An 18,453-nucleotide genomic window follows, 5' to 3' on the forward strand; every position below is an offset into this window, starting at 1 on the left:
TGGCCTAACCAAGTGTCCGGATTTAGCTGATCACTACAGATACAGTGGAAGCCAGCCTGCTGACCCGACACATCAATGGCAAGGAGCGCCAAGTATTGACCTCAATGGTCGACCCGATGCGCTTCCCGAGCACTGACATCGTCGAGCTCTACAGCCACCGCTGGGAAATCGAGTTGGGCTATCGGGAGATGAAGCACAGCCTGCAACAGCACCGGCTAACCCTGCGCAGCAAGAAGGCGGCGGGGATACGGCAAGAGCTGTGGGGAGTGCTGCTGGCGTATAACCTGCTGCGCAGCCAGATGGTAAAGATGGCGGCGAGTCTGAAGGGATACACGGCGAGCCAGCTGAGTTTTCACATGGCGTCGGTCTATCTCATCCATGAACTGAGCAGCATGCCGTACCTGTCACCGGGGAATATCCCGAAGCGGGTGGCGGAGCTGGATAAGCAGGCGGGGCAGTTTGTGCTGCCGGAGCGAAGTTACCCCCGTTGTGTGAAGGCAAGATCGCAAAAGTATGCGGTGCAAAAAGCCAATAAAAACAATGCCAGTCAGGCTTAACTGACCGGCATTACCTATCGGGGCCATTTAATTCAAGACAATGGGAAGGCAGGATGAACAAATCCCTGGTAACCATCGATATGCAACTTGGAAAGTAGTTCCACTTGATGTTGATCCTCGACGCGGGTCGCAATGGTGGTCACACCGGCATTGTGTGCGGCGCGACACACAGCCGCCAGAAATGAGGTGTCTGCCCCCGGCTCCATGACCTGACTGGTATAACCGTGATCGACCTTGACATAAGCAGGCGACAACTCCTCCAGATAGCCCAGAGACTGGAAGTGACGACCATAGTGGTCAACCCCCCACTGGAAACCATGAGCTTGCAAGGTACCCACCAACGCAGCCACGTTGTCTTTATGTTTCATGATGGCGGCTTCAGGTATTTCAAATAACAACCGCTCTTTCAGCTCAACATGCTCGGTCAGATAGCGCGTCAGCCAGGTTAAAAATTCATCCGAGCAGAGCGAGCCAGCAGTGATGTTGATCGCCAGTACCAGATCAGACTGTTTTTGCAGTAATGGAACGCAAGCATCAAGCACCGCCTGGTCAAACTCGCCACCCAGTTTGAACTGTTCAATTGCGGGCAAGAACTGACCGGCAAAATAGTCTGTGCCATCACGGGAGATAGAAGCAAACAGTTCGGCATGCAACCTGGCTCCGTTATCAAACCGGCAAGCTGGTTGGGCTTTGAAACGCCAAAGTTGTCGTGAAATGGCATCTTGTACCAGATCTCGCCAGGCCAGACGTCCCATCAAACCTTGCTCGGCACCCCCTTCCATCACCACCGCACCGCGGCGTTCATTGCGCGCCTTGCCAAGCGCATTATCGGCTTTGGTCAACAAGGCAGAGAGATCATCATTGCCATCACGACCAGCAATACCGATGACGGAGAGCGCATCCCCTTCGCCCATTGGATTCACCACCAGATCGGCAATGCGGCTATTAATCACTTCAGCCAGCTCTTTTAGCTGAGTCAGATCGTCAGTTGGACAGAGCAGCGCATATTCCGTCGCGGAGATCCGTGCCAAGGCGGCGCCATCCCACCCTTTTAATTGCTCTTTCAAAGCCTGAGCTATCGATTTGACCATGTTGTCACGGGCAGCAAAGCCTTCATCGCGATAGATATCATCTAGCATATCGACCGCAACCAGCATGACGCCACCTTGGCCAGCCTCCGCTATCCATGCGTTTACCTGACCCACAAAATAGGCTCGGTTGCCAAGCCCCGACACGGCATCGACATAAACCCGCTCACGCAATTTCTCGGCCTCATCGGCTTGCTCTTTGAACTGCAACGCCAACTTGCTTGAGAGGGTGTTGATCGCCTGAACGACCTGCTTCAATTCATGGGTTTTAGGCTCCGGGATCGTATGACCGAAATGGTGCAGCTCGATCTCGACGGCTTGATCACAGATCTGTTTGAGTGGCTTGAGCAAGTAGTTGAGTGCTCTCATCAACAAAATGGTGGTGATCAAAAAGCCGACCAGAAACCAGCTCGCCAGCTCGCTCATCCCCCGCCACAACTCGTAATAAGCCTGGCCGGGGTGACCCACTACTTTTAATTTTCCAAGCTGCAACCAGCCAGATGTCAGAATTGACTCGTTGGATACCTCAGGAAACAGTCCCAAATTTACAAACCACTGCGGTACCCCCTGAATATTGTTGGTATTTTCCTGCTCGATGACATCCTTTGATGCCAGCAGATCAAGGCGAACCAGTCGATAATAGCCGCCATCAAAAATGGCCTGGATCACCGACTCGGCACCGACCTTGTCACCGTTTTCCAGATAGGGGGTGAGCGCAAGCCCCAGCGAGGTTGCCGTATTGATGACCGTTGTTTCCTGTTGCTGCGCCAGATAAGTGCGGGTTGAATTGAATTGCACCCAGTATGTGGCCGCAAATAACAATCCAAACAGCAGCAGCATGGTGGCTAATAACTGTCGATAGAGCGTCATAGGTTAATCATCCAAATTCACCACTGGCCGAGCCAATCGCCCCGAGGTCATGCGATTGCGTAAATCATTCCATAATCCCAAGCGGGATGATTGACCAGCCAGTTCCCCTTGGCCTCGTGCCTTCATCAACCACAAGTGACTACCGTTAAAACTGTAAATAGGCACCAGATCACGCCGCTGTGTGGCTGGGCGAATCGAGCCTATCAAATTATCCAAAATAACCGGAACGGAAGAGGGTGTCTCATAATATGCCACCACCATGTGAAACTGGTTGTAATCAAGAGCCTTAACGTACACCATCCGCATTTTATCATCCGGGATCCCGAGCTCGAGCAGCGTAGAGTATTTGGCGATACTGAAATCTTCACAGTCTCCCCCGGCGGCTCCCAAAAATTCTAGCGGGGTTGCCCAATAATCCTTTTTGCGCCACAACTTGATATCGTCAATAAAACGCATCCGATTGAAAAAATTATTAACCCGCTCAAGCTTTTTTTCTTCGCTCAGGGCCCTGCCCTTCGTCTCCATGACCAACATACGCCAACTAGTTACACGCTTGCCGGCTCTGGCGCCATAGGTCTGCTCCGCCCGTTTGATCAAGTTGAGATCTTCCTGTGGCAGAGGCTGACTGGCACAGAGCAGAAGTGAGAAGGGTAACAGCAGGATCCATAAGGAGTGGCGCAAAGCGCGTAGCGATCGGTATCTCCATTCATTAAGAAGATAACACCATCTGCCGCCGGTTCCGCGCTGGAGTGTCACGTCATATTCCTGCTGCATTATTGCTGCTGCACTCCTCAAAGCCCGTGCAACCATCTGCTTTAGCCAAACATGGTGACTGCCAGCAGCAGTCACCATATTGGCGTTCATGATCCCAGCGGGATCATGGGCAAACGGTTATTGCCTGGCCTGCCATTCAGCGGGTTGTTTGACGCTAAATGCATTGAGCAGGCTACCTGTCGCGTTGAGAATGCGATAGTCCGCCAGCAGTGCATCATACTCGGCAGTAATGTAGCTGCGACGCGCCTCGAACAGTTCGTTCTCGGTGTTCAATACGTCCAGCAATGTCCGTTGACCCAACCCAAACTGCTTCTTGTACGCCTGTACGGTGTCATAGCTGGCGTCAACATGCTCTTTCAGGAAGGTCTTTTGCTTGGCCAGCGACTCTTTCGCGTTCCAGGCCAGACGAGTGCCTTCCTCTACTTGGCGGAACGCATTCAAATGAATGTCTTTCGCCTGAGAGTAGAGCGCCGATGTTGCATTGCTCTCTGCCACATCAGAACCGCCACGGAACAGGTTGTAACGCATCCGCACCATTGCGGTCAGATCATCGTTGCGCCCTTTGACCGCATCGATATCCTCATTCCAGTTCTGATCGACCTCGAATGTTACATTCGGGTAGAAACCGGATTTGGCACCTTCATGCTGATACTTGGCCGCTTCGATATCCTGCAGGGAAGAGAGCAGGGTCGGGTGGACTTCGGTCGCTGTTTTCAGCGCACTATCGAGGCTGGTCGGGATAAGCTCGGTATTGGGAACCGGCTGCACCAGATCTTTTGGTACCTCGTTCACGACACGAATAAATTCACTCTCTGCGTCGCGATAGTTGTTTTCAGCAGCGGCCTGATTTGAATAGGCCCGGGCAACACGACCTTCAATCTGGGTCTGATCCGCAGTAGAGCCAAGCCCTGAATCAGTCCGCTTGCTGATGTCGCTGCGGATCTGCTCGTGGGTTTCCAGGTTCTGTTTGGAGAGTTCCAGGATCTCCTGCTGGCGCAGCATATTGAGGTAGACCTCAGCTACTCGCAGCGCGGTATTTTCAGCTTCGGAGATCATCGCCAGACGCTGGGCATTGGCTTCTGCTTCGGTTCGGGAGACGTTGTTGCTGACATCAAAGCCATCAAACAACATTTGCCGCAGACTGAGCCCAGCCTCTTTGCGAGTCATGGAATCATCAATATTGCTGTTGGCGCTGGCAGCGCGGGTAGAAGGGCTGTCAGTTTTTTCATAGCCTACGCCGCCACGCAGATCGATCGTAGGATAATAGCCACCCTTGGCTCCATCATGCTGATAGAGTCGTGCCTGATACAGATCAAACGCTTCCTTTATCTTGGGATGCGTAGCAAGTGTCTGTGCCACCGACTCTTCCAGAGTCTGGGCCTGACCCAAACTCGGGATCAGGATGCAGCCACTGACCAGCATGGCAACAATCGTTTTTTTCATGTTATCTCCAGTCATGTTTTGTTTTTAGATTGTTGGCTTATCGTTCTCTCAGTGCCGACTGCTTTGCCCGTAAAATCGGCTTAAGCAAATAGTCTAGGACACTTTTTTTACCAGTAATGATATCAGCACTGGCTAACATACCGGGGATGATGGGAAGTGCGTTAAGCTCATCGCCCAAGTAACTCTTCTCTGTCCGAACCCGAACCAGATAAAAGGAGTTCCCCTCCTCATCCTGGATCGAATCCGCACTTATCTGTTCAACCTTGCCATGCAATCCTCCATAGATTGTAAAGTCGTAGGCAGTAATTTTGACGATGGCATCCAGCCCCGGTCGCAGGAAGGCGATATCTTTCGGTGACACCTTGGCTTCTACCAGCAAGGTATCCTCCAACGGCACAATCTCCATCAAATCCATGCCGGGCTGAACCACGCCGCCCAGGGTGTTGATCTTGAGTTTCTTGATGGTGCCCTTGAGCGGAGCAATCACGCTGGTCCGGTCGACCCTGTCTCGCAAGCCAACCTGCCCTTCTGACAACTGGCCAAGCCGCCCCTGTTTCTCATTCAGTTCAGTCTGGGAGTCTGCTCTGAACTTCAGCGCAATATCATTACGCTTGGAGATAGTCTCACGCAGTACCGAATTGAGTTTTGGGATCAGCAGACGGTTGCTCTCCAGCTCCCCCTGCATCTCGTTGACCTGCCGCTCAAGCTTGATTAGCTCCACTTGAGGCACTATACCTTCTTTCGCCAACGGACGGCTAATATTCAGTTCCTGTCTGGCCAAATCCACACTGCGATTCACGGTGCGGATCTTGGCATTCAGTTCAATCAGCTCCTGCTCTTTCTGTTCGATTTGCTGACCAAGAATATAGAGCTGGTTCTTCAGGTTATTGAGGCGATCCCGCTGTACAGAGCGCTCACGGTGTGCGTATTCGGCAAAGACGGTTTCATAACCATCGGGAAACTGGATTGGCGCTTCGCCTACCACGACCTGCTCACGCCACCCCAGTGCCGGGTCGTTTTTCACCTCGACGCTGGCCATCTCGGCGCGCAGACGGGCCACATCCCCCTTGAGGGTGACCACCTCTTGCTCCCGTTCTCTAAAGTCGGAGCGGAAACGGGTGTCATCAATACGCAGCAGCGGCTGCCCCTTTTCGACTATATCCCCCTCTTTGACGAAGATCTCTTTGACGATCCCCCCTTCCAGGTTCTGGATCACCTGCAGCTGACGGGATGGAATAACTTTGCCCTGACCCACGGTGACTTCATCCAGCTCGGCCCAGGCAGCCCAGACGATGGCACTCATGAAAAAGAGGAAACAGCACCATAGCAGGATACGAGCTCCCGTCGGCGTGGTCAGCAGCACAGCTGCCGCGCCGTCATCGACAAATTCCAGATGCTCGGGTGCTGGCAATACCTCGCCGGAAGGCGTCTTTTTGCTGCGCTTGAACCAGTCCATGAGCCCCTTAACCATGGGACACCTCCTGCACGCGCACCTTGCCTTCCTTCAACTGCTGTAACACTACCTCTTTGGGGCCATCAGCAACGATCTGCCCCTGCTCGATGACGATCACTCGCGATGCCACATCCAGCATCGAGGTTTTGTGAGTGATGAGGATCAATGTGGTTTCCGGGCCAAGTCTGGCGAGCTCCTGTTTGACCTGCATCTCGGACTGGTTGTCCATGTTGGAGGTCGGCTCATCCATCACCAGAATGGGGGGGTCATTGAGCAGGGCGCGAGCCAGCAGGATCGACTGACGCTGGCCACCGGAAAGCTGACGGCCACCCTCGCCTATCTGCCGATCCAGCCCGTTGGGATCCCGGTTGGTAAAGTTGGTGACACCCGCCCGCTTGGCGGCGCGTAAGACTCTCACATCATCCACCAGCGGATTACCCAGCATGATGTTGTCCCGCACCGAGCCAAAGAAAAGAATGACATCTTGCGGGACACAACCAATATTGCGGCGGATCACCGCTGGTGGCAGTTGATCGAGTTCAAAGCCATCGATACGTACCGAGCCATCGGTCGGTCGATACAACCCCATCAACAGCTTCTCGAGGGTCGTTTTACCCGCCCCAATCCGGCCGATAATCGCCACCTTTTCGCCCGGCTGAATGCGCAAATTGATATTGTGCAGGGTGCTGGTTTCCATTCCCGGATATTTGAAGGAGACATTTTCGAATTCAATTCGACCGGCAATCACCGGATGATGGATATATTGCTTGCCCTCCTCCTGCTCACCCGGGGTTTGCATGATTTTTTCCAGAATATCCAGTGCTGACTTGGCCTGGTTATAACGGGTCGACAACACGGAGAGTTGCACCATGGGCGCAATGGCGCGGCTGGAGAGCATCACGGCGGCAATCATGCCCCCCATGGTGACCAAACCTTCGGAGATCTGGTAAACACCGACGATCACCAGACCGACCGTCACCACCTGCTGGATATAACTGGCCAATGAGGACATGGAGTTGGTAATGCGGCGGGTCTGTACGCCCCAGGTGGAAATATGGGAAACGGCCTGTTCCCAGCGATGCTGGAACATGCTCTCGGCGCCGAAAATCTTGACGGTTTCCAGCCCAGAAATACTTTCAATCAGGTTGGCGTTCTTCTGGGACGCAAGGCGTGACCCCTCTTCGATGGACTGCTTGAGGGGCTCCTGAATATAGAAGCTGTAGGCGATGAGGATCAGCATGGCGACGATGGGGACCACCACCATCACACCGGCAAACATCCAGATAATAAAAAGGAAGAAGACGGCAAAGGGCAGATCGATAAGAGTAGAAACCGTTGCGGAGGTGAAAAACTCCCGCACCGATTCAAATTCCTGCAGATGTTTGGCGAACGCGCCAGTGGAAGCGGGACGAGATTCCATCCGCATACCCATCACCTTGGCGAAGATCTTGGCGGACAGCAGCACATCAGACTTTTTGCCAGCGATATCGATAAAGTAACTGCGCAACTGCCGCATCACAAAATCGAAGGTAAAGACCACCATAGCCCCGACCGCCAGCACCCAGAGCGAATCAAACGCCAGATTGGGCACAATCTTGTCATAGACGTTCATGGTGAAAAGAGGGCTGGCGATGGCAAACAGGTTGATCAGAATGGAGGCGATCAGCACATCGCGATAGATGCCGCGGGATTCGAACAAGGTGCTCCAGAACCAGTGGCCATCACGGGTTTCCAGCACCTTGGGCGAGCGTTCGTCAAACTTGAACTGCTTCTTTACATAGAAGAGGCGTCCCAGATACTCATCACCCAATTGGGCTGCGGTCAGCCATTGCGCGGCATCACCAGCCTGCGGGAAAATCACTTTCCCCTGGCTGCGATCTTCGTTCCACTCCAGCAAAATGCAGGCGCCACCACTGCGCATCTGCAATACGCAAGGCAGCAGCAAGGGAGAAATATCGGCCAGTGGCTGGATCACTTCACGGGCGGATAACCCGCCCCGCTCGGCAGCACGGCAAAAGAGTGCGGTTGTCAGGCGTCCGGAGACCAGTGGCAACCCGGTCGTCAGGGCATCCTGGCTGTTGGGCACACCATAAAAACGGGTCAAGAAGACCAGACACTCCAATAACTCATCAATACGACTTGTTTCTGCTTGCATAGCATCCTGTCACTGCATAAATGAGGTAGATAGGAGCGTTCATCGCTCATATTTCCCTGCTATAGCCACGCTAAAACCGAGTGGCCTTCCCGCTGATGAGACTGATCAGGGGATAAACCTGTCCAGATAGATCGCGACACTCATCGCCAATTTCCCGGCACAGCAGCAATGGCGGCATGATTCGTTATTGGTAAAAATAATCGGCTCATCAACACCATGCTAACACTGCAATCAGGGTGAATGTCGGAGTTAATTGATAATGACATTTATTATGGCGCACCACTATATCAACCGGCACGTACCAAAACTATAGTTTAGGGTATGAAGTTTTTTATATAACCCTATGTTTTACGTGAAAATAATAATCTGGCGCTCAATTATAGGTCAGGAAGTATGAAGGGTCTGCCCAACGCGTGACCTTGCGGGCCGTTCAATGAGAGTGCTTTGGCAATATCCGCCATGGCCGTCCAGCGATTTTCACACCAGGCTGGCGCCAACAGGGTTGGACGGCGCGCGGAGGCCGAAATCCGGTGATACACCACCTCGGGCGGCGTGTGCTGGATCATGGCAACGGCCGCCTCCACATACTGCTCCAGCGTCAATACCTCAAGGCGCCCCGCCAGCCACGCTTTGCCAAGAGTACTACCCTCAACCACATGAAGCGGATGCAACTTGATCCCCTCAACACCGGTCTCAACGATGCGATGCAGGGTATCGAGGCTGTCCATCGGCACTTCGCCCGGCAGGCCGACGATCAGATGAGCACATACCTTGATGCCGCGCTGATGGGCACGTCTTACCGCATCCTCATAGGCGGCATAACCGTGACCGCGGTTGATCCGTTGCAGGGTCTTGTCGTTGGCACTTTGCAGCCCGAGCTCCAGCCACACCTCGTAGCCCCGGGCCTGATAGCCCGCCAACAGATCCAGCACCGCATCCGGTACGCAATCGGGGCGAGTGCCCACGCAGAGCCCCACCATATCGCTCACCGACAGCGCCTCTTCATACATCCGCTGCAGATATTCGACCTCGGCATAGGTGCTGGTGTAGGCCTGAAAATAGGCAAGATAGCGTTTGGCACGGGTGACTTCGTCCCGGCGAGCCAGCAGTTGTTGCACCACGGAGAGTTGCTGAGCCGACTCGTCAGCAAAAGAGGATACGTTGCAGAAGGAGCAGCCACCACGGCCCAGGGTGCCGTCACGGTTCGGGCAGGTGAAGGCCCCGTGGATGGAGAGTTTGTGGATCTTCTGACCATGACGCTGCTTGAGATCCTGACCGAATGTATTGACGAGTTCGTGTAACTGCATGACACCTCCGCTAAAGGAGCGCCATTGTACGAGCTTGCGCAAAACAGGGGCTGAGCTGGATCAAGCTAGCGGAGAGGGTAAAACATATAAATACCCGACCAATTTTGAATAAATATAGAGAAAAAGCGCAAAAAAAGGATTTTTACAGTTCTTTGACGATTCAAACAGTAAACATCCATATGAAAATGAGACCTGATAACCCACTGTTGAACAATGAAAAATTCAAAGAGACCCGACAGCACACAATTGCAAGCATGGGATATTGAAAATGTGATCCCTTCCGCTGTCGGCCACATCGGGTTGGTAAAATTACTACATTCGCCCATCGTCGCCGAGCGCACCATTGAGCCCGTCAATGGCGATATATTTAACCAACAAAATCAAGCCACACAGAATAAACACTCCATAACTGCGAGCTAATCCCCCTAACCCGACATTTTGTTATGCGAATGTAACCATGAAGACAAACCTGACCTGCGATTGACCTCGCCAGAAAATCCCATTAGTTTGGAGATTCGCCACGTCAGGCAGACGGAACCACAAGAGCCAATCGCAATTTATGCAGTCAGGTGATGACTGTGCGATACAAGGCCGAGCAAGGGAGAAATGCAATGTCACTATATGATCCAAAGCTGGAGAGGGATAACTGTGGCTTCGGCCTGTTGGCCCACATGGAAGGGGAAGCCAGCCACAAGCTTGTCCGTCTCGCGATGTCAGCATTGGCTCGCATGCAGCACCGCGGCGGGATCTCCGCCGATGGCAAGACCGGCGATGGTTGCGGTCTGCTGCTGCAAAAACCGGACAGCTTCTTCAGAGCTGTCGCCGAGGAGAAGGGATGGCACCTTGGCCGCAACTATGCGGTCGGCATGCTGTTTCTCAACCCTGACCCCGTATTGGCCCAGCAGACCCGCGACATCATCGACGAAGAGCTGGAAAAAGAGACCCTGAGTCTGGTCGGCTGGCGCAAGGTGCCCGTCGATACCAACGTACTGGGTACCATCGCCAAAGCCTCCCTGCCCAGCATTGAACAGGTCTTTGTCAACGCCCCGCCCGGCTGGGTCGACAAGGATCTCGAGCGCCGTCTCTATATCGTGCGTCGCCGCATCGAAAAGCGCGTCAACGACGACTACTTCTATGTGGTCAGCCTCTCCAACCTGGTCACCGTCTATAAAGGGCTGTGCATGCCGGTGGACTTGCCGCGCTTCTATCTGGATCTCGCCGACATCCGTATGCAGGCGGCCATCTGCGTCTTCCACCAACGTTTCTCCACCAACACCAGCCCGCGCTGGCCGCTGGCCCAGCCGTTCCGCTATCTGGCCCACAACGGCGAGATCAACACCATCGCCGGCAACCGCCAGTGGGCCAAGGCGCGCAGCTACAAGTTTGCCACGCCGCTGATCCCCGATTTGCAGGAAGCGGCCCCCTTCGTCAACACCACCGGATCTGACTCCTCCAGCCTCGACAACATGCTGGATCTCTTCCTCGCCGGTGGTATGGACCTGTTCCGCGCCATGCGCCTGTTGATCCCGCCTGCATGGCAAAAACATCCGAACATGGATGACGACCTGCGCGCCTTCTACGACTTCAACTCCATGCACATGGAGCCGTGGGACGGCCCAGCCGGTATTGTCATGACCGACGGTCGCTACGCCACCTGCGCACTTGATCGCAACGGTCTGCGTCCGGCCCGCTACGTCATCACCAAAGACAAGTTCATCACCCTCGCCTCAGAAGTCGGTACCTGGGACTACACCCCGGACGAAGTGCTGGAGAAGGGCCGGGTCGGCCCGGGCGAGCTGTTCGTGGTGGATACCAGCAACGGCAAGGTGTGGACCAGCTTCGAGATCGATGACGATCTCAAAAACCGCCACACCTACAAGCAGTGGATGGATAAACATTGCCGCAGACTGGTCCCCTTCGAGCAGATGGACGACAGCCAGACCGGTAGCCGCGAGTTCTCCGACGATCAGCTGAAAACCTATCAGAAGTTGTTTGGCTACTCCTTCGAGGAGCTGGATCAGATCATCCGGGTATTGGGTGAAAATGGTCAGGAGGCGGTGGGCTCCATGGGGGATGATACCCCTATGGCGGTGCTCTCCTCCGGCCCGCGTACCCTCTATGACTACTTCCGCCAGATGTTTGCCCAGGTGACCAACCCGCCCATCGACCCGCTGCGGGAAAACCACGTGATGTCGCTGGCCACCTGTATCGGTCGCGAGCAGAACGTCTTCAACGAAACCTTCGGCCACGCCCACCGGGTGCTGTTCCAGTCGCCGATCCTGCTCTACTCCGACTTCCACCAGCTGCTGGCACTGGAAGGTGAGTACTACCGTCATCAGGTGATCAGCCTCAACTTCAAGCCCGAAGAGGGGCTGGAAGCGGCCATCTTGCGCATCTGCGACGAGGCCAAAACTGCTGCCAGGAGTGGCACCGTGCTGCTGGTGCTGTCGGATCGCGATATCAGCGCCGACACCCTGCCGATCCCGGCCGCCATGGCGGTGGGTGCAGTGCAGCGCACCCTGGTGGACAACAACCTGCGCTGCGACGCCAACATTCTGGTGGAGACTGCAAGCTGCCGCGATCCGCACCACTTCTCTGTGCTGCTGGGCTTTGGCGCGACCGCCATCTACCCCTATCTCGCCTACGAAACCCTGGCCAAACAGGTTGAAGAGGGCGTGCTCACCATGTCCCTGCGCCAGGCCATGGTCAACTATCGCAACGGCATCAACAAGGGGCTCTACAAGGTGATGTCCAAGATGGGCATCAGCACGGTCGCCAGCTACCGCTGCTCCCAGCTGTTCGAAGCGGTGGGCCTGGCCAAGTCTGTGGTCGATACCTGCTTCCGCGGCGTATCGAGCCGTATTCAGGGTGCCGATTTTGCCGACATCCAGCAGGATCAGCACAATCTGGCCCGTCAGGCATGGCTGGTGCGCAAGCCCCTCCCCCACGGCGGCCTGCTCAAGTTCGTCCACGGCGGCGAGTACCACACCTACAACCCGGACGTGGTGCAGACCCTGCAAACCGCGGTGCGCTCCGGCAACTATGCCGATTACAAAGAGTACGCCCGTCTGGTGAACGAGCGCCCGGTTGCCACCCTGCGCGATCTGCTGGCGCTGAAGAAAGTCGACAATCCGGTCGCGCTGGATCAGGTTGAGCCAGCCGACAAGCTGTTCCCCCGCTTCGACTCCGCCGCCATGTCCATCGGTGCCCTCGGCCCTGAAGCCCACGAGGCGCTGGCTGTCGCCATGAACCGCCTCGGTGGTCAGAGCAACTCCGGCGAAGGGGGCGAAGATCCCAAGCGCTTCGGTACGGAGAAGAACTCCCGCATCAAGCAGGTGGCTTCCGGCCGCTTTGGCGTCACCCCTCACTACCTGATGAACGCAGATGTGGTGCAGATCAAGGTGGCTCAAGGTGCCAAGCCCGGCGAAGGTGGCCAGCTGCCCGGTGACAAGGTCACCGCCCAGATCGCCCAGCTGCGTTATTCCGTGCCCGGCGTAACCCTGATCTCGCCGCCGCCGCACCACGACATCTATTCCATCGAGGATCTGGCCCAGCTCATCTTCGACATCAAGCAGATCAACCCGAGCTGTCTGGTGTCGGTGAAACTGGTCTCCGAGCCCGGCGTCGGCACCATCGCCTGCGGCGTGGCCAAGGCCTATGCCGACTTCATCACCATCTCAGGTTATGACGGCGGCACTGGCGCGAGCCCCCTCACCTCGGTCAAATATGCCGGCTCCCCGTGGGAACTGGGTCTGGCTGAAACCCAGCAGGCGCTGGTCGCCAACGGTCTGCGCCACAAGGTGCGGCTGCAGGTGGATGGCGGTCTCAAAACCGGCCTCGACATCATCAAGGCGGCCATCCTCGGCGCCGAGAGCTTCGGCTTTGGCACCGGCCCCATGGTGGCACTCGGTTGCAAATACCTGCGTATTTGCCACCTGAACAACTGCGCCACCGGCGTTGCCACTCAGGATGAGAAGCTGCGTCGCGAGCACTTCACCGGCCTGCCGGAGATGGTGATGAACTACTTCAAGTTCATCGCCGAGGAGACCCGCGAGCTGATGGCCCAGCTCGGCGTCACCCAGCTGACCGACCTGATTGGCCGCACCGATCTGCTGGAAGCCCTGCCCGGCCTCACCGCTCGTCAGGCCAAGCTGGATCTCTCTGGCATTCTGGCCCGTCCGGTAGCACCAGCAGGCTCCAGCCTGTTCAGCCAGCAGCACAACCCCACCTTCGACAAGGGACCGCTCAACCTCAAGATGGTGGAAGATCTGCTGGAAGCGGTGGAAACCTCAAGCGGTGGCGAGTTCCGCTACGACATTCGCAACACCGACCGCTCGGTGGGTGCGCGCCTCTCGGGCGAGATCGTCAAACGTCACGGCAATCAGGGGATGGCGGCGGATCCGGTCAAGGTGCACTTCAACGGTACCGCGGGCCAGAGCTTCGGCGTCTGGAACGCGGGTGGCCTTGAGATGATCCTCACCGGTGACGCCAACGACTACGTGGGCAAGGGGATGACCGGCGGCAAGCTGGTGATCAAGCCCCATGTCGGTGTGGCGTTCAAATCCCATGAAGCGGCCATCATCGGCAACACCTGCCTCTACGGCGCCACCGGCGGCAAACTCTACGCCGCGGGCACTGCCGGCGAGCGTTTCGCGGTGCGCAACTCAGGCGCCCTGGCGGTGGTCGAGGGAATTGGCGACAACGGTTGTGAATACATGACCGGCGGCATCGTCACCGTGCTCGGTCAGACTGGCGTCAACTTCGCGGCGGGCATGACCGGCGGCTTTGCCTACGTGCTCGACGAATGCGGCAACTTCGCCAAGCGCACCAACCCCGAACTGGTGGAACTGCTGGACGTGGCGGATCTCGCCATCCATCAGGAGCACCTGCGCGGCATCATCACGGCGCACCTCAATGAGACCGGCAGCTCGCGCGCCGAGGAGATCCTGGCCAACTTCGACTCCTATGTGCCCAAGTTCAGGCTGATCAAACCCAAGTCCAGCGACGTGAAATCGCTGCTGGGTCACACCAGCCGTTCCAGTGCAGAACTCAGAATCCAGGCGCAATAAGGAGGGAACCCTATGAGCCAGAACGTATTTCAGTTTATCGATGTCCAGCGGGTCGACCCGCCCAAGAAGCCACTCAAGATCCGCAAAATCCAGTTTGTGGAGATCTACGAGTCCTTCAATCAGCCGCAGGTACAGATGCAGGCGGATCGCTGCCTCGAGTGCGGCAACCCCTACTGCGAGTGGAAGTGTCCGGTCCACAACTACATCCCCAACTGGCTGAAACTGGCCAAAGAGGGGCGCATTCTGGAGGCGGTGGAGCTCTCCCACCAGACTAACAGCCTGCCGGAAGTGTGCGGTCGGGTCTGCCCGCAGGATCGCCTTTGCGAGGGCTCCTGCACCCTCAACGATCGCTTCGGCGCGGTGACCATCGGCAACATCGAAAAATACATCACCGACAAGGCGTTCGAGATGGGCTGGAAGCCCGATCTCTCGAACGTGGTCAAGACCGGCAAGCGGGTCGCCGTTATTGGCGCGGGCCCGGCGGGTCTTGCCTGCGCCGACGTACTGGCACGCAACGGCGTCACCCCGGTGGTGTTTGACAAGTATCCGGAAATTGGCGGCCTGCTCACCTTCGGTATCCCCTCCTTCAAGCTGGAAAAAGAGGTGATGCAGCGTCGCCGCGAGATATTCCAGGGGATGGGCGTGGAGTTTCGTCTCGAGACCGAGGTGGGCCGTGATGTCACCTTCGCCGATCTGCTCGGCGAGTTCGATGCGGTCTTCCTCGGGGTAGGCACCTACAAGTACATGAAGGGCGGCTTTGCCAACGAAGAGGCGCCGGGCGTCTATGATGCCCTGCCCTACCTCATCGCCAACGCCAACCGGTTGCTGGGCTTTGAGAAGGCGCAAGCCGACTATATCGACTTCGCCGGCAAGCAGGTGGTGGTGCTGGGCGGTGGCGATACCGCCATGGACTGTGTACGTACCGCCATCCGTCAGGGGGCCGCCAAGGTGATCTGTGCCTATCGCCGCGACGAGGAGAACATGCCGGGCTCCAAGCGGGAGGTGAAAAACGCCCGCGAGGAGGGGGTTGAATTCATGTTCAACCTGCAACCGGTAGCTGTCGAGCTGGATGCCCATGGTCGCACCGTCGGCATCAAGGTGGTGAGCACCGAGCTGGGTGAACCCGACGCCAATGGCCGCCGCAATCCGGTGATCATCGAGGGCTCCGAGCAGGTGCTGGCTGCCGATGCGGTGGTGATGGCGTTTGGCTTCCAGCCCAACCCCCAGCCCTGGATGGCGGAGTTCGGCATCGAGCTCGACAACCGGGATCGCATCAAGGCCCGCGAGCAGGCGGAGTATGCCTTCCAGACCAGCAACCCCAAGGTGTTCGCCGGTGGCGACGCGGTACGTGGCTCCGATCTGGTGGTGACCGCCATCTACGAAGGGCGCAAGGCGGCCGAAGGGATCATGGACTATCTGGCGGTCTGATCCGACCGGCCAAGACCCTGATGCACTTTCACTATCAGCCCCGCCAATGCGGGGCTGATTTTTTGCAGCTATACACCTCCTACAAACGCACCACCAGCCACTCCCCCTTGCCGACCGGCACCAGCGAGGTGGCAAAGGCCGGATCCTGCCCGACCTCGTTCATCCACTCCACCATCTCGCTGCGATGGGAGATGGCGTTATCAACCACCAGCAGGCCACGGGGTGCCAGCAGGCGGCGGATCTGCGGCCACCATGCCCGGTAGTGCTGACGATCCGAATCGAGGAAGATGAGCTGATAGCCGGCTTGCGGCAAGGTCGGTAACAGCTCGCCTGCATCCCCAGCCAGCAAGGTTACCCAGGGGGCCAGCCCTGCCCTCTGAAAGTTGTCATGGGCCAGCACGCGCTTATCCTCATCCAGCTCAATGGTGGTCACGTGCCCCTCCAGCCGACGCACCGCTTCTGCCAGCCAAAGCGTGGAGTAACCATTAGAGGTGCCAATCTCCAGCACCGCCTGCGCCCCACGGGTCTGCACCAATACTGACAGCAACTCCCCCGTGTCGCGGGTGATATTGAGCAACTTGCGGTGGCGTGCCTGCTGCATGCTGTCATTGCGCTCGCCAAGCTGCTCCAGCTGGCGTTTTAACTGTTCCAGTTGCATCGATATCCCTTTCGTTCTTGCCCAAAACCATTATCCCACACCCTTGGCTTGGTCTTTGGGAGTCAAATGATTGCTTTCAACCACCATTCACACCACAAAGGATGAGAAAAGGACAACCATTTGAGGCAGAATTTGTGACGTCTATCTGTTACACTTCGCGCCCGCCATTTTCCGGCTCACTCTCTGACTTGATGTCAGGCGCAGCCGTCGGTGGTTACAACCTCCGTCTCGCTCATGCCGAGCTAACCAAGCCAAACACAGCCCAGCTGGAACACAGGAACCCATTATGAGATTTGAATCGTTCGATTTTGCCCCCGAGATTTTGCGTGCTGTCTCAGATTGCGGTTATCAGGAGATGACCCCTGTGCAGCAACAGGCGATCCCGGCCATTCGCCGTGGCCGCGATGTGCTGGCCAGCGCCCAGACCGGTACCGGCAAGACCGCCGCCTTCGCCCTGCCCATCTTGCAGCGTCTGGTAGACAATCCGGCTCCGGTCCAGCCTTCCAACGCCCGTGTGCTGATCCTGACCCCGACCCGCGAGCTGGCGGCTCAGGTGGCGAGCAACATCAATGACTTCGCCAAGTATCTCGAAATCACCACCATCACCATCGTCGGCGGTGGCAAGCAGGACGTGCAGGCCAAGAAGCTCAAAGCGGGCGCTCACATCATTGTGGCCACCCCGGGCCGTCTGCTGGAGCACCTCACCGCCTGCAACCTCAGCCTCTCTGGCGTCGAGTGTCTGGTGATGGATGAAGCGGATCGCATCCTCGACATGGGCTTCAGTGCCGATGTGCAGAAAATCCTGCAAGCGGTCAACAAGACCCGTCAAAACCTGCTCTTCTCCGCCACCTTCTCCGACGCGGTGAAGAAGCTGGCCAACCTGATGCTGGACAGACCGCAGATCGTCAGCGTCAACAAGCAGAACTCCACCGCCGACACCGTCAGCCACACCGTCTATCCGGTCGAGCAGAAGCGCAAGCGCGAGCTGCTCTCAGAGCTGATTGGCAAGCAGAACTGGCAGCAGGTGCTGGTGTTCGCCAGTACCCGCGAGAGCTGTGATGTGCTGGTCGAGGAGCTGAACCTCGACGGCATCAAGTCCGCCGTTGTCCATGGCGAGAAGGCCCAGGGCAACCGTCGCCGCGCCCTGCGCGAATTCATGGAAGGCAAAGTACGGGTACTGGTCGCCACCGAAGTGGCCGCCCGTGGTCTGGACATTCCGGATCTGGAATACGTGGTCAACTATGATCTGCCGTTCCTGGCGGAAGATTACGTGCACCGCATCGGCCGTACCGGTCGTGCCGGCAAGCGCGGCATGGCCATCTCCTTCGTCAGCCGTGAAGAGGAGCGCACCCTGCTGGAGATCGAGGCCCTGATCGGCCAGAAGATCCGTCGCATCATGGTGCCTGGCTATGATGTGAGCAGCCGTGACGAGCTGATCAAACAGTTGCAGGAGCGTCGCCGCTTCGGCAAGCGCCCGCAGCGTGAAGATAACGCCGTGGCCCAGGTAATGGCCGAAGCCAAGCTGCAGGGTCAGCGCCTCAAGCGTCTGGCCGCCGCCAAGAAGCCCCGTCAGCCGAAATAAGGCGGGCAGTTGCTCTATTGAACCGCAAAGGCGCCACTGGCGCCTTTGCCATCTCTGTCATCGGTGTTG

The 18,453-nt window shown here is 56.9% G+C and carries 10 protein-coding genes and 1 pseudogene; 4 read left to right on the top strand and 7 right to left on the bottom strand.

All coding sequences use genetic code 11. From position 1 onward, the window contains the following. Positions 1 to 38 precede the first annotated feature (38 nt). A pseudogene (locus tag AACT07_RS19755) lies at positions 39 to 557 on the top strand (transposase); the annotation flags it as partial. A 32-nt stretch (positions 558 to 589) separates the two neighbouring features. Here the strand turns inward: AACT07_RS19755 and AACT07_RS19760 are convergent. From AACT07_RS19760 to AACT07_RS19785, 6 genes are all read right to left on the bottom strand, one after another. Then, the gene (locus tag AACT07_RS19760; RefSeq protein WP_069529663.1) at positions 590 to 2,515 is read right to left on the bottom strand and encodes an EAL domain-containing protein; all 1,926 of its coding nucleotides are present in this window, start codon (positions 2,513 to 2,515) and stop codon (positions 590 to 592) included. A 3-nt stretch (positions 2,516 to 2,518) separates the two neighbouring features. After that, complete coding sequence (locus AACT07_RS19765) at positions 2,519 to 3,271, bottom strand: transglutaminase-like cysteine peptidase (RefSeq protein WP_223849329.1); 753 nt, start codon at positions 3,269 to 3,271, stop codon at positions 2,519 to 2,521. A 135-nt stretch (positions 3,272 to 3,406) separates the two neighbouring features. Continuing rightward, complete coding sequence (locus AACT07_RS19770) at positions 3,407 to 4,732, bottom strand: TolC family outer membrane protein (RefSeq protein WP_005359768.1); 1,326 nt, start codon at positions 4,730 to 4,732, stop codon at positions 3,407 to 3,409. Positions 4,733 to 4,769: 37 nt separating this feature from the next. After that, positions 4,770 to 6,203 (bottom strand): HlyD family type I secretion periplasmic adaptor subunit, encoded by a 1,434-nt coding sequence (locus AACT07_RS19775; protein WP_005350982.1) that lies wholly within the window; start codon positions 6,201 to 6,203, stop codon positions 4,770 to 4,772. Next, a complete protein-coding gene (locus tag AACT07_RS19780; RefSeq protein WP_005350980.1) occupies positions 6,196 to 8,340 on the bottom strand; it encodes a type I secretion system permease/ATPase in 2,145 nt (714 codons plus the stop codon). The genes AACT07_RS19775 and AACT07_RS19780 overlap by 8 nt, the downstream gene beginning before the upstream one ends. Positions 8,341 to 8,717: 377 nt before the next feature. Further along, positions 8,718 to 9,647, bottom strand: coding sequence for a TIGR01212 family radical SAM protein (locus AACT07_RS19785; RefSeq protein WP_069529665.1), 930 nt, complete (start codon positions 9,645 to 9,647; stop codon positions 8,718 to 8,720). Between the two features lie 611 nt (positions 9,648 to 10,258). Between AACT07_RS19785 and gltB the strand changes: the two genes are divergently transcribed. Then, on the top strand, positions 10,259 to 14,716 hold the full coding sequence (gltB, locus tag AACT07_RS19790; RefSeq protein ID WP_069529669.1) for a glutamate synthase large subunit: 4,458 nt from the start codon (positions 10,259 to 10,261) through the stop codon (positions 14,714 to 14,716). A 12-nt stretch (positions 14,717 to 14,728) separates the two neighbouring features. Then, positions 14,729 to 16,144: an FAD-dependent oxidoreductase gene (locus AACT07_RS19795; protein ID WP_064341967.1), complete on the top strand. Its 1,416-nt coding sequence runs from the start codon at positions 14,729 to 14,731 to the stop codon at positions 16,142 to 16,144. Between the two features lie 79 nt (positions 16,145 to 16,223). Here AACT07_RS19795 and AACT07_RS19800 read toward each other — a convergent pair whose 3' ends face one another. Next, complete coding sequence (locus AACT07_RS19800; protein ID WP_069529671.1) at positions 16,224 to 16,802, bottom strand: O-methyltransferase; 579 nt, start codon at positions 16,800 to 16,802, stop codon at positions 16,224 to 16,226. Positions 16,803 to 17,088: 286 nt separating this feature from the next. Here AACT07_RS19800 and AACT07_RS19805 point away from each other — a divergent pair, with 286 nt between their 5' ends. Beyond that, entirely contained in the window at positions 17,089 to 18,384 is a 1,296-nt protein-coding gene (locus AACT07_RS19805; protein WP_069529672.1) for a DEAD/DEAH box helicase, read from the top strand. Positions 18,385 to 18,453 lie beyond the last annotated feature (69 nt).

Origin of the sequence: Aeromonas sp. ANP5, from assembly GCF_963870295.1 — a bacterium.
In the GTDB taxonomy this organism is placed as follows: domain Bacteria; phylum Pseudomonadota; class Gammaproteobacteria; order Enterobacterales; family Aeromonadaceae; genus Aeromonas; species Aeromonas veronii.

Excerpts from the sequence above, each read along its gene's own strand:
- AACT07_RS19780 (WP_005350980.1), bottom strand. The coding sequence starts at position 8,340 with ATGCAAGCAGAAACAAGTCGTATTGATGAGTTATTGGAGTGTCTGGTC.
- AACT07_RS19800 (WP_069529671.1), bottom strand. The coding sequence starts at position 16,802 with ATGCAACTGGAACAGTTAAAACGCCAGCTGGAGCAGCTTGGCGAGCGC.
- AACT07_RS19805 (WP_069529672.1), top strand. The coding sequence starts at position 17,089 with ATGAGATTTGAATCGTTCGATTTTGCCCCCGAGATTTTGCGTGCTGTC.
- AACT07_RS19775 (WP_005350982.1), bottom strand. The coding sequence starts at position 6,203 with ATGGTTAAGGGGCTCATGGACTGGTTCAAGCGCAGCAAAAAGACGCCT.
- AACT07_RS19760 (WP_069529663.1), bottom strand. The coding sequence starts at position 2,515 with ATGACGCTCTATCGACAGTTATTAGCCACCATGCTGCTGCTGTTTGGA.
- AACT07_RS19770 (WP_005359768.1), bottom strand. The coding sequence starts at position 4,732 with ATGAAAAAAACGATTGTTGCCATGCTGGTCAGTGGCTGCATCCTGATC.
- AACT07_RS19785 (WP_069529665.1), bottom strand. The coding sequence starts at position 9,647 with ATGCAGTTACACGAACTCGTCAATACATTCGGTCAGGATCTCAAGCAG.
- AACT07_RS19795 (WP_064341967.1), top strand. The coding sequence starts at position 14,729 with ATGAGCCAGAACGTATTTCAGTTTATCGATGTCCAGCGGGTCGACCCG.
- gltB (WP_069529669.1), top strand. The coding sequence starts at position 10,259 with ATGTCACTATATGATCCAAAGCTGGAGAGGGATAACTGTGGCTTCGGC.